Source organism: Pseudoalteromonas sp. 1CM17D (genome assembly GCF_023161805.1).
Lineage (GTDB): Bacteria > Pseudomonadota > Gammaproteobacteria > Enterobacterales > Alteromonadaceae > Pseudoalteromonas > Pseudoalteromonas atlantica.
In genome coordinates, this window is sequence record NZ_JALNTP010000004.1 from 75,483 (window position 1) to 87,982 (window position 12,500).

Below are 12,500 nucleotides of genomic sequence, written 5' to 3' on the forward strand. Positions count from 1 at the left end.
TTACCTTCTTAAGAATGCTTGTAATAATTGTTCGGTCTCGTATAAAGGTAAGCCTACAACAGCAAAATAGCTACCCGCAATGTGTGTAACAAAGCGACCACCTAAGCCTTGAATGCCATAACCACCGGCTTTATCTTGTGGCTCGTTTGACTCCCAATAGCTATTTATTTCTTCATCGCTGAGGGTTTTAAAGGTCACATCGGTACTCACCACACAACTTAGTACATCTGTTTGTGTAGCAAAAGCAACGGCAGTAAGTACTTGATGTGTATTACCAGATAAACGTTTAAGTGTTGTTATGAAATCGTTTTTATCGCGTGGTTTACCCAACGATTCGTTATCAATAACAACCACAGTATCGCTACCAAGCACTGGGCGGTCTGTGTAACCAAGCGCTACGCCTGTTTGCGCTTTTAAGCGGGCTAAGCGCTCAACCAATGCATGAGGCTGCTCGTTTGCAAGTGGGGTTTCGTCTGCATCTACACTAAATTGTTCAAACTCAATGCCTAACTGACTCAACAACTCTTTACGTCGCGGGGAGGCTGATGCCAAATATACTGCGGTTGTCATTACCTGATCCTAAAATGTCTACGGTATTTGCGAAGAAGTAAAAAGACCCAAAACCAGCTAACCATACCGGTCGCCACTGGCCACAGGTATTGTGGATTAAAATAAACACCTAATAAAAAGTGATTTAACCAAAATTGCATTAAGTGATACAAGGTTAAAAATAAGCCCACTAATAAGCTTTGCTGCCAAAGCGAAAAGTTACGTATTTTTTGAAAGTTACTTGCGGTCACAAATATACAAATAGAATACGTGAGTGAGTTAACCCCTAATGGCGAGCCTAAGGCTAAGTCCATGAGTAGGCCAACAACCCACGCGGTACCAATATTTAATCTATGCGGCACTGCCAGCGACCAGTACATTAATACCAGTAACACCCAATCAGGTCTGAAGGGCTCAAACGAAAAAGGCAGTGGCATTAATGCCATAATTAAAGCAAAAAAGATGCTTAGGGCAATTAACAATGAATAACGATTAATCATCGCTGATTTGCTCCTGTTGATTGCGCCATAAAATAACCAACAAACGAATACGGTCTAGCTGTGCAATAGGCTCTGCAAATACTTGAGCAAATGGGCGCCCTTCATCGCGGTTTATTTCGGTGACAACAGCCACCGGGTAACCTTCAGGAAACGTACCGCCAAGCCCCGAGGTCACGAGTACATCGCCAATGCGCACATCAAGGCTATGAGGTACATGCGAAAGCTTAACAACGTTAATTTTACCTATGCCTTCAACTACCGTGCGTACGTCGTTTCGTAGTATACGTACCGGCGTAGCATGGGTTGTGTCGGTCATTAGTAACACGCGCGAAGTGGTAGAGCCTACTTTTGTTAATTGACCAACAACGCCCATTTCATCAATTACCGCTTGGCCTTCGCTTAGGCCGTCGGTGGTACCGCGGTTAATAACCACTTGATGACTATAAGGGTTTGAATGTACAGAAAGTACTTGGGCTATTTTTTTACGATTAGATTGCTTAGCCGATGAGCCAAGTAAAGCGCGTAGCTTTTGGTTTTCGCGGGCTAAAAATTGGTATTGCTGCAATTGCTCGCTTTGTAGCATTTGCTTTTTTTTCAGCGCTTCGTTTTCACTCAGTAACTGATCGCGGGTATGCAGGCTTTTAGCACCTAAGCTAAATATTTCGTAAGGTAGGTTGGCAACGTAAATTAATGGGCTGACAAGTGTATTGAGGCTTGTACGTACAACCGTACCGCCTTGTGTAAACTTATCGCCTGCAATGAGCACTATGCTCAAAAGCACTGCGACAAAAAGTCGCAGTTGCAAAGAGATGGGTTGTCCAAACAGTAATTTCATTAATCGTAACTAAAAACGTCACCACCATGAACATCAATCATTTCAAGTGCTTTACCGCCACCACGTGCTACACACGTAAGTGGATCATCGGCAACAACCACAGGAATGCCTGTTTCTTCCATTAATAAACGATCTAAATCTTTTAATAGTGCACCACCGCCAGTCAGAACCATACCGTGAGCTGAAATATCTGATGCAAGCTCAGGTGGAGACTGCTCAAGTGCAACCATTACGGCACTTACAATGCCCATTAGCGGCTCTTGGAGTGCTTCTAAAATTTCGTGCGAGTTAAGTGTAAATGAGCGAGGAACACCTTCGGCTAAGTTACGACCGCGTACTTCAATTTCAATTGGTTCGTCAGTTTTAAAAGCAGAGCCAATTTGATGTTTAATATTTTCAGCCGTTGCTTCACCAATTAGACTACCAAAGTTACGGCGTACATAATTAATAATGGCTTCATCAAATTTATCGCCACCAATACGCACAGACGATGAGTAAACAACACCGTTTAGTGAAATAATAGCAACTTCGGTAGTACCACCACCAATATCAACAACCATAGAACCAGTTGCTTCTGATACTGGTAGCCCAGCACCAATTGCTGCGGCCATAGGCTCTTCAATTAGGTACACTTCGCGCGCGCCGGCACCCATTGCTGATTCGCGGATTGCACGCTTTTCTACTTGGGTTGCACCACACGGTACACAAATAAGTACACGCGGGCTTGGGCGCATAAAGTTATTGTTGTGCACTTGTTTTATAAAGTGTTGTAACATTTTTTCGGTTACATAAAAGTCGGCTATTACGCCATCTTTCATTGGGCGAATCGCTTTAATATTACCCGGTGTACGCCCTAGCATTTGTTTTGCTTCTGTACCCACAGAAGCAACACTTTTAGGTCCACCAGCGCGTTCTTGACGAATAGCTACAACTGAAGGTTCGTTAAGTACAATACCTTCTTCTTTTACATAGATAAGGGTATTGGCTGTACCCAAGTCGATCGATAGATCGTTTGAAAAAATACCACGGAGTTTTTTAAACATGAGGCTGGATGACCTTTGAAATATGTTCTTATGTTAGCTGCACTCACTTTAACATGCCTAATTAGATGAGCAATATAAAGCGCAACTACCTTTGTTAATTTGTGGAAAAAGGAAGCTAGGCTTCCTTGGTTAAATGCTATCGTTCGCGGACTAAGCGAAAGCCAATGTAGTTAGATCTAAAATCTGGCGCTAAAATTAATCGTGTTGAAGCACGTGCAAGGCTTGGTGCAAAGTTCCACGCCCCGCCTCTTACTGCAACATCAGATTCGCCCGACTCTTTAGCTGTCCATTCCCACACATTGCCTACGGTGTCGTATAATCCAAATGCGTTAGGAGAAAAAGAACCCACCGGTGCTGCACGTTTGTTTGACCATTCGCTACCACACCAACCACAGTTAGCTAGATTTTTACCTATTTCGTTACCCCAAGGGTATTCTGTTTCTGTACCTGCGCGAGCGGCGTATTCCCATTCAACTTCATTAGGTAAACGGTACTGCTGGCCGGTTTCGCCAGAGAGCCATTCGGCATACGCTTTCGCGTCGTTAAATGTTAAACACACAGCAGGAAAATCGCTGCTTTGCTCAAAACCTGGGTTACGCCAGTTTAAATTAGCTTCCCATACGGGTTCGCCATTTAAATAATAAGCACACCCTTTGCTTTGCTCTGCTTGTGTTTTATACCCAGTACTTGCTACAAACGCTTCATAGGCACCTACGGTAACCTCTTTGGTTTGCATAGCAAATGAGCTGGCTATCACTTTTTCAATAACCGGGCGTTCATTTGCTAAACCATTGCCGTTAATATCGCCCATCTTAAATTTACCGGCGGGCACAACTACAACATTATTTTGTACATCAGCAGAGCGATTAGTGCTTGCTGTACGACTTACAGGTTTTGGTTGCTCGCGAGTGTAAGCCGGTGCAGCAATCGACTCAGACTTTTTTACTAAGTTAGCATGAATAGTCTGTGCTTTAGTTAAATCAACTCTTACTTTGTAAGGCTTATAACCTAATTTACGTATTTCTACGTTATGCACACCACGCGGTAAACGCGTAACTAAACGCGTAGAGCCAAAGCTCACCCCATCAATAAACACTTCATCATCGTAAACATTTGAACGTAAAGTCAGCTCAACTTGCTGATTTTTCTCTTTATTTATAATTGATGGATAGTTTTTTTTTGTAGGTGCAGCTTTCACTGAATAATCGCGCACTGGCTGATTGTTCATTCGCGATACAGACACAGTGTCGGTATTATCCGCGGCGTTGCTGAATGTTAACTGACTATCAGAGTAGGTTGTACCGTAACCAGGCTGATACGCTGTCGCGAGTGGCGAGCCATATTCAGAACAATAACGGTTATCTACGTTTAATAAGTTACATAGGCGGCTGCTGTTTACTTCGCCGCGCATGGTTACGCTTAAGTTAACGTTGTAATTGCCTTGCCCACTAAATGCACTGTTAACTACATGGCTACTTAAAATTTGTACTTGTGCGCCTGCCATGTTGCGTTTTGGTTCAACAATTCGCTCTTCTGTTAAATTAGCAAATATTTGATCAACAAAGCGCTTAGTGGCTTTTTGTAAACCCATTTGCTGGCCGCGTTGCTCACAGGCTGCGAGCGTTTCGGTACGCTTACAGTTAATTGTGTGGTTTACTTCCAGTGTACCTTCGCGGGTAAACTCATTACGTAAACGCTCTACTCGGGCTGTAGTTAATTGCTCTTTTAAGCTTTCTAAGGTGTTTAAAAGCGTATGTTTTGCAACACGAATTTGCTCTATATCTTTACGATGAGATGCAATTGCCGCCAACTGCATTGAGATGTCGTCTTTATTTTGCTTATGATCAACCACGGCTTTTTGATAGCGCGATTGGGCAGCACTAATATCAAGCGTAGGATCGTCAATTAAGCGGCGATACATTTCGTTCATCGCATCAAGTGCTTGGTTTTTCTCTTTATCAAGCTCTGTAGAGCGAGAACGAAGTAGTTCAAGTTGGTTTTGTAACTGACTTTCTTCTTTTAAGTGTTTTTCAAGTATTTGTGTCGAGTTATCGTATTCTGTTTGTTTAATACTAATCTCTGATTCAATTCCGGTTACTGTTGCTGTGTCTTGTGCAAATGCACTACTAGCTAACAAACTAGCGGAAATTAACAGAGATAAAGGAGCAATTCGCATATATTCCAGTCCCAAAAAGCGGCAATTATTTGGTCGTTATTATTGTTTATTAGAGTGTACTCACTTTTGAAAGCTGAACATTTTTCAACCATCAAAAATCAATACACCCAATGCCTTATGCTATGTACTTGAAGCACAAAACACAAGCTTTGTTCAATTATTATCTTAGTTTACAACTATTCTCTTGTTTCACGCCAGTAAATAACCCGATCATTTCCTCTAAAGCGACCAAATTGCAAAATAGCATGGGGATCTTGCTGTGAATTATCACCAAGCCAATCCCACTTTAACCAATTTTCTGTTTCGTATTCTAATGTAAATGTACCATTGCCATTTGGTGTTGCATAAATAGCATTGTTTGTAGGGTAGCTGCCTGCCTCTAATGAACCCGCTGCGCCTGCACCATACTCATAGCTTAATATTGGCGTTGAAGGCGATATTTGAGATAACTGCGGATGCTCAAATACACTGCAGTTATCTTCGGTATTTAGTACAAAGCCTGTTCCATCAAAGTACTGAGCCTGCATAGGCACACGTAATGAGTCTAAATCTGAGCCGGCATTGTTGCCTAGCACTAACCGTCCAAAGCGAAAGTCTATTGGCACATCATTTAAACGCACGCTATTGCAATCAGTGCTGCAGCTTACTTGCGTACTCGGCTCATCGTTAGCATCAATTAACGTAGCGCCTTCTGTGTTAGTGACGGTGGCCATAAGATTAACCATAGTAAATGGGCCGTCTGGGCTATTTATAGCCAAGCGCGTTAACATGGCTGTGCTGTCGCTCATTTGCCACTGTCCATCGGCTAGAGTGTTCCAACTGTTGCTGCTTATATTTGCTAACCTGCTGGTTAACGTTGTTGCTGGTACATAATTACCAGCTTGATTGTTTTCGGCATTTATTTGTACTTGGGCTTTTTCAAAGCCTTGTTTGTAATTAGCCATTAGCTGGTTGTTATGATTAAGCGCCTGTACCGTAAAACCAAGCTCAAAGGGCTGATCTAAATAGGTTAAATTACTACCTAACTGTGTACATTGCGCAGCAGCTTGAACACCTAATACTTGATAGTGCGATGGAGCAAATCGCCCTACGTTGTTTAGCTGCCCTTTTACATCGCCCACACCAAAATAATCGCCATCTTGTAAACCCGCAAACACGTTTATAATACCCACTTGGTCATAAGCGTACTGCGATATGGATTCACTCAAGCTTCCCGTATCTGTAAAGGCAAGGGTACTTAGCGCTTCAATTTGCCCCTCATTCCCAGAGCCGGGTAATACTAAGCTATGTGTTACTAAAGGAGACTCGCTAATGAAGTGTTTGGCAATGGGATTGCTATGAATAGCGCTATAGTTATCAGGTATCCCATCGTTGTTATTGTCTTGCCCTGCGCGCCACTGTACTGCATTCATTTTTAAATCAAATGACTCACCCGTTAATCTAAATAAACTATCGTTTGCTGTTTGGGCATAGCCGTCACTTGCAACTTGCATCGCTAATCCAAAGGGCTTAACTACATATTCGTTAGAGCTGCCGGTTAAGCTTACTGATAAATTAGTTACTGGGTCTAATACAATTGTTGCCCGTGCATTTAAACTTAATTTAGCGGCATCGGGGTAGTTAATAGCAATAGGGGCTTTTGAGTCTTGATCAAAGGTGAGCGAAAAAGTTTGATATGCTTGCTGCACGCTATACGTATTCGCATTATTACTAAGTTGTATTGGATCTGAACACGTAGCGCCGATACTGCAGGTATAAGCTAAATCTAAATCAACTTGACCACCTGCAGGGAATGCGGCTTCGCATACGCCTGTTGTGGTATTTGTTTTAACCGCTTGAATGGATAGCTCGGCGGCATTAAAACCCTCGCTAGAGGGTTTACCAGATAATTGAGTGGGGATACTCGCTGTATTGGCGGTGTCGTTATTAAAAATAAACCCTGCATCAGAAAAAACCACTTTGCACCCGCCCAGCCCTACGTTATTACCATTAATATAACAACGCAGCGGTGCAGATGGGTCGGCGGTATTATAGCCAAGTGTGACGGTCCCTGTGGTACGCTTTGCAAGCGCTACTGTGGCAGAGCCTGTAAAGGTAATATTTTCACCGCTTACCCAGCTTTGCTGGCCACTATTATCTGGAGACAGGTCAAGTGCGGAGGGCTCATCGTACAGTAAATCACATGCATCGTTTGCACAGGCGGTTAATGTCATTTCTTTTGCTTGGCAGGTTAAACCTTGGTTATCACTTAATGATATGCGGTAGTGATCAAGCAAAACCGGCGTAAAAATACCGCAAAATCCAGGGATACTCTCTGGCACTGTTAACGCATCAAACGTAGAGCTGCCCTCGGTTATTACTTGTGTTGCAGCGGTTATAGAGCCCTGGTATGTGACATTTTGGGCAATTCTTACCTCCCCCGTTGCGACAATGTATGCAGCAATATTTGCATCAGCCGCAATGGCAACATCACCATCGACATATATAGCTAAATACGCTCCTTCCTCAACCGCAATATTCGTTTTGCCTATGTTCAAAAATGCGCTAGAAATTAGCGACGATGTATCTTTTAAAAAGATACGGGTGGGCGCTGTTACCTTGTACTCATCTTCCAATAAGTTAAGTGCTAGTTCGTCATAAAAATAATCACCAGCTAACGATACAGGCACATCACCGGTAGAGCTTCCATCGTTTGTGACCGTGGGTACTTGCGCAGCTTGATTTGGCTCAAGGGAGTTATACCCAGTGGCCACACAGCCTTGGCCATTACACAAAGGCGGGTTGGTGAGTGCCGTTGATATTAAATTAGTGGTGGTAATAAATTGTGCATTGCTATCGGTTATTTCCACACCTTGAACAAGCTGCACTTGTCCATCATTGTAGGTAGAAATAGCGCCAGGAAATAAAGTATCGCAATCTAAAATATCGCCATTAAATACAAACGTACTGGTCATGGCTAATATAGAGGCTTCTTCTTTTACGTGGTTACGCTCTCTGTCGCCATCACGGTCTTCATCAACCACCAGCCCTAACCGATCCGCTCTTAAATTACAGCTGCGCAGCCACCCACCGTCTTCTTCCAGTCGAGAATTTTTACTTGCCACCACCAGCGGTGCTTCACTAAAGTTATTGTTAAAATTAAAGTAGTTACATCCATCATTCCAACCATCAACTTCGAACCCTGTAAAAAAGGTCTCCCACGACACTTCTACTCCATTGTCATCGGTAAAGGTGCGATTACTGCCAGGCTCTACAGCCATGTAGGCCACCGTTTCAGTTTGAATAACACCTAATGCGGTTTCTGAGGCCTCTAACGCTATATTTACCCCGCTTGTAGATAAAGAACCACTTTGCACTGCAATGGTTAAAAAAGGCACAAGCGCTTGAGACGGCGGGTTACTATCTAAACTATTTAGTGTTTGTAACGAATGAAAAAAGTTAGGCCTTACCGCAAACTGTTTATTAAAAGTCAGTGATTTGTAACCTTTAGGCGTGATGGGGGCAAACCCCGACTTATCACCGTATTGTAGCTCAAGGCGTAAGTCGGTGTTCCCGACTTCCATAATGGTCCCATCAGGAAATTCATGCACTCCATATTCTACCGCTAAATAGTGCGCGCCCATGGTTATATGCTCACCATCTTCTCCTGATGGCTCAAGTGGCAATGCTTCAAACCCTGTGGTTGTTACATTGCGTATTCTCACTATAGCGGGGTTACCGCCTTGATTAGTGGACAACATAAATACCGCAGGAGGGGTTATGTATTGCTGCTGAAAATTTATTTTTGTCCATATGGGTGAAGTGTATGTGTCTTGTAGCTCTATAAATCGCCCTTCAATTTTAGGCGGTACACCCATAGCGCATCGGCTTAGTAGCAAACTTATTAAACATAAAATACAGAGGATATATTTGCTCATGGTAATGTTTTAGCCTCCACACTTAGAGTACGTTGGGTTTGCCAATATTCCTTTTGACATGCTGCACCGGCAGCACAATCATTGGCGGCGCACGTTGCAGAGCTTTGTAAGTAGTAAATATTAACAGTGCCAGAGCGGGTGCTGCTATCGGGTAAGGCTATGTATTCACTACAGCTCAGTTCAACCTCACAATTGGCTAGATAGAGGGTGCTAAAATTCCTACTGGTGGTTACTGCACTGCATGTTTGCGCAGTGCTATTTAGTGCAAAAATTTCGCTTAAGCCGGTTTCTAATCCGCTTTGGGCTGCCATGTAAGCGCGCGCGCCGTAATACTCAATGGTATTTTGCTGCGCCGCACCCGATAACACTTTAGAAAGCGCCAGCCCTAGTGCCAGCAAAGTGACAATGATCACCAACGTAATTATGAGCAAATTACCTTGCTGCTTTTTAGCAAAACTGATGTTTTTTATATTAGGGGACATTAGGCACATGCACCTCATGGCTAATACTTATTTGTTCGGTGTCGTTAAACCCCATTTGCGCAAACACATTAACAACCGCGCTGCGCTGTAGCGAAATCTCACTTAACGTAAAAAAGGCTCTGCTCGTTAAGTTATTGGCAATATAATTACTCATTAAATCGCGTTTAACACCCGAGCTAACCTGTAAGCTGGCGGCGTTTAATTGGTTTGTAGTAAAGCCGTAGTTGCTATAGCGATACAGTGAATTACCTTCTACACAAAAGCTAACGGGCTGATCTAATAAATAAAGGCGCTTACTCGGTGACTCTTGAGCAAATGCTTTGCTAAATTGCCATGTATCTAGCTCACTTGTAACGGCGCTGTAGCCGCTAACTTGTAAACGCTTGTTTTGACTTTCATCGTATATATCGCTGCTATTTAATGGATAGATACTTGCCCAATCGTTTATTTGTGGCTCAGTTAAATTATTAAGCGCAAAATTAACGGCGGTAATCTCAAAAGGGGCACTAGTGGGTAAGTAATCGGTATAGTGAGTGGCAGATAAAAACGGCGTAAATTCTAAACATTGCTGCGTGCTACACGCTCCAATGCTGGCGTTATCGCAATTTAAGCGCAGTGAGTTAGGGGTTGCGTGGCGAAGCTCTTTACTTAATCGGGTCAAAACAAAGCGACTTTGCGCCACCGCTTCTTGGCGTTTCACACCTTGGCTGTAAATATTAAATCCAGCGCTAATAAACGAAAATGACGCTACGGCTAAAATACCAATAATTACCATCACAAGTAATAGCTCAACTAAGGTAAAGCCACGCTTTTGCTTTGCTCTATTCATTAGTAATTACCTTTATATGCACTAAAGCCGTACACTTGCCCCAAGGGTGAGGTTACTTCAATGGTAATTCGTTTAAAGGCAACGCCATCGTTATTGGTTGCCTCGTTTAGGTCGCTGTCGTATTGCACGTTCACAACCAGTGAAAAGTCGCTGTATTGCGCTAATGTATTCCCTAAACTATCACTAATTGGTTGCCCTGTGAGCGCAATGTAATCATCAACATCGTTAAAATTAGCCCGTGCTTCACCGCTATCAGCACCAAGCTCAGAATGAGTACTACAAGGCTGGGCACCTAAGCTTGTTTCGGAACAGCGCCTAAATGGTGGCGTGCGCTCGCTATGTTCATCAAATGATTTAGCTAATATTTCGTTCATTAATGCTTGCCCAAGCTCTGAGGCCCTCAGTGCGACAATAGGCTCGGCACTTTGCTTTGCTTGAGGTGCTATAAGCGCTGTAATAATACTTAGCGCAATAGCAAACATCACAATGCCAATAATCAGCTCAATCAAGGTAAAACCTGATTGTATTTTAGGGGCAGGCATAAATAAGCCCTTCACCGCTAATGCACACCGCGGCTAGACCCAGGTCAATTTTACATTGTACTGTGCAATTTTGATCTGCTCGCCCAAGTGGGTCAAAGTTAATTTGCGTAAACACATTAGCATTGCTATCTAAGGCATTAAATCGTACGTCGCTGCGCTCGGTATTGATAGCAACAACTAAATACTCGCTATTATTGGTACTTGGGCCGCCAGTACAGGTTTCTGGCTCTGGCCCCGCAACCAAGGTAGGTGAAATATACAGTTTATGGCAGCTGCTTGTTGCAGTATTTTGCATCGCGCGTAATTGTACTGTGCGTAGGGCGTTTAATACCCTATCTCTGTATGAGTATGCTTGCTCTGTTGAACTTCCTAGCAACTTGGGCACTGCCGTTACCGACAGTATGCCCAAAATAACTAAAGTAATAATTAATTCAACCAGTGTGAAGCCACGCAATCGTTGATTACTACTGCTATTCATTTATGTAAATTAACACCCACTCGTAATAAGCGTAACAGTAGGAGGCGTCACAGACACAGGCGGCGTACCGTCGTTTTCATCTGCTGCTTGTGTATACTCAATACGGCAATCATCAGTTTGCACGTAGCTATTAGGGAAAATAATTGCTTTTTCATCAGCAGCAACTGCTACAAGGTTAAAATCTGCAGAATCATCAGATGCAAATTCTACATCTAAAAAAGCTTCAAAAGCTGCTTCTGTCGCTGCAGGGTAGCCATACACTGTAGCTACTGCATCGCCGGTATCAACAGTAACCGTTGCACTCGCTTTTTTGTGGTCACTTGCGATAATAGATTTGCCATTAACGATGTTCATACCACTGCGAATTGAGCCTTGTAAACCTTCGAGTGTAGAAGCGTTAGCATCACCTTGAAGGTTTAAAAAACGAGGGGCAGCGGTCACCGCTAAAATACCTAAAATTACAATTACAATTATTAGTTCAACAAGCGTAAAACCTGCTTGCTTATTCATTGGTTGTTTTAATGACTGCGTTTTCATAAGTAAGCCTCTTTATAATTACTTAGTTTTTAAAAATTTGCACTTTGCCTGTTGTTGGAAAGTACGAAAACCCTACTTTTTTAGCCATAACGGCGCCATCAGTAGGTAGGTTATTGGTGTTTAAATTATGAGTTAAATAATAAATACACTGGTTGTTTTTAGTGTTATAACGCACTAAATAACTCACCTTGGTTATTATAGAAACCTCAGTACTTAATGTGCTTGTTGGCGCATCTTGTAAAATTACACTTAATACTTTTTGGCATTGCAGTGCAGTCATTGCGCTGGCCCGCGTATCAGTATTAGTCGTTTTATCACCCGTTGGTGTGCCTCTCTCTCCATCAACACCAACAATCACACCTCCGTAATTAATATGTGTTGTATTATTGACGCCCTTTGGACGCCCCGATAATTCCCACTGACCTTTGACCATCAACACCGCAGAGGCAAATCCACCAGCCACCACATCCACACTCGCATTGTGTGCCTTATTTTTAATGCCTATGTATTGAGGTATAGCAAAAGCCATAATAACTGCCAGTAAAACAACTACTAAAACGAGCTCAAATAACGAAAAACCTGTTGCACGAACACGACCGTTAGTCACAATGG

The 12,500-nt window shown here is 42.9% G+C and carries 12 protein-coding genes; all 12 read right to left on the bottom strand.

The window, feature by feature from the left end:
- Positions 1-570, bottom strand: coding sequence for a Maf family protein (locus tag MSC25_RS09125; RefSeq protein WP_024032489.1), 570 nt, complete (start codon positions 568-570; stop codon positions 1-3).
- Entirely contained in the window at positions 570-1,049 is a 480-nt protein-coding gene (mreD, locus tag MSC25_RS09130) for a rod shape-determining protein MreD (protein ID WP_004585757.1), read from the bottom strand. Before mreD ends, MSC25_RS09125 begins: the two co-directional genes overlap by 1 nt.
- Positions 1,042-1,884 carry a rod shape-determining protein MreC gene (mreC, locus tag MSC25_RS09135; protein WP_248443224.1) on the bottom strand — a complete coding sequence of 281 codons (843 nt, stop codon included), beginning with the start codon at positions 1,882-1,884 and terminating at the stop codon, positions 1,042-1,044. The genes mreD and mreC overlap by 8 nt, the downstream gene beginning before the upstream one ends.
- The gene (locus MSC25_RS09140) at positions 1,884-2,927 is read right to left on the bottom strand and encodes a rod shape-determining protein (protein ID WP_002958401.1); all 1,044 of its coding nucleotides are present in this window, start codon (positions 2,925-2,927) and stop codon (positions 1,884-1,886) included. Before MSC25_RS09140 ends, mreC begins: the two co-directional genes overlap by 1 nt.
- A 136-nt stretch (positions 2,928-3,063) precedes the next feature.
- Positions 3,064-5,103 carry a formylglycine-generating enzyme family protein gene (locus MSC25_RS09145; RefSeq protein ID WP_004585755.1) on the bottom strand — a complete coding sequence of 680 codons (2,040 nt, stop codon included), beginning with the start codon at positions 5,101-5,103 and terminating at the stop codon, positions 3,064-3,066.
- A 176-nt stretch (positions 5,104-5,279) separates the two neighbouring features.
- Positions 5,280-9,020, bottom strand: a complete 3,741-nt coding sequence (locus tag MSC25_RS09150) for an H-type lectin domain-containing protein (protein ID WP_248443225.1) — start codon at positions 9,018-9,020, stop codon at positions 5,280-5,282.
- Positions 9,017-9,502, bottom strand: coding sequence for an agglutinin biogenesis protein MshP (locus MSC25_RS09155; protein WP_095206642.1), 486 nt, complete (start codon positions 9,500-9,502; stop codon positions 9,017-9,019). Before MSC25_RS09155 ends, MSC25_RS09150 begins: the two co-directional genes overlap by 4 nt.
- The gene (locus MSC25_RS09160) at positions 9,492-10,331 is read right to left on the bottom strand and encodes a type II secretion system protein (protein ID WP_248443226.1); all 840 of its coding nucleotides are present in this window, start codon (positions 10,329-10,331) and stop codon (positions 9,492-9,494) included. The genes MSC25_RS09155 and MSC25_RS09160 overlap by 11 nt, the downstream gene beginning before the upstream one ends.
- The gene (locus MSC25_RS09165; RefSeq protein ID WP_138685380.1) at positions 10,331-10,873 is read right to left on the bottom strand and encodes a prepilin-type N-terminal cleavage/methylation domain-containing protein; all 543 of its coding nucleotides are present in this window, start codon (positions 10,871-10,873) and stop codon (positions 10,331-10,333) included. Before MSC25_RS09165 ends, MSC25_RS09160 begins: the two co-directional genes overlap by 1 nt.
- On the bottom strand, positions 10,860-11,351 hold the full coding sequence (locus tag MSC25_RS09170; protein ID WP_121636902.1) for a prepilin-type N-terminal cleavage/methylation domain-containing protein: 492 nt from the start codon (positions 11,349-11,351) through the stop codon (positions 10,860-10,862). The genes MSC25_RS09165 and MSC25_RS09170 overlap by 14 nt, the downstream gene beginning before the upstream one ends.
- A gap of 9 nt (positions 11,352-11,360) precedes the next feature.
- Positions 11,361-11,888 carry a prepilin-type N-terminal cleavage/methylation domain-containing protein gene (locus tag MSC25_RS09175; RefSeq protein WP_064386213.1) on the bottom strand — a complete coding sequence of 176 codons (528 nt, stop codon included), beginning with the start codon at positions 11,886-11,888 and terminating at the stop codon, positions 11,361-11,363.
- Between the two features lie 22 nt (positions 11,889-11,910).
- Positions 11,911-12,495, bottom strand: coding sequence for an agglutinin biogenesis protein MshB (locus tag MSC25_RS09180; protein WP_248443227.1), 585 nt, complete (start codon positions 12,493-12,495; stop codon positions 11,911-11,913).
- Between the last annotated feature and the right edge of the window lie 5 nt (positions 12,496-12,500).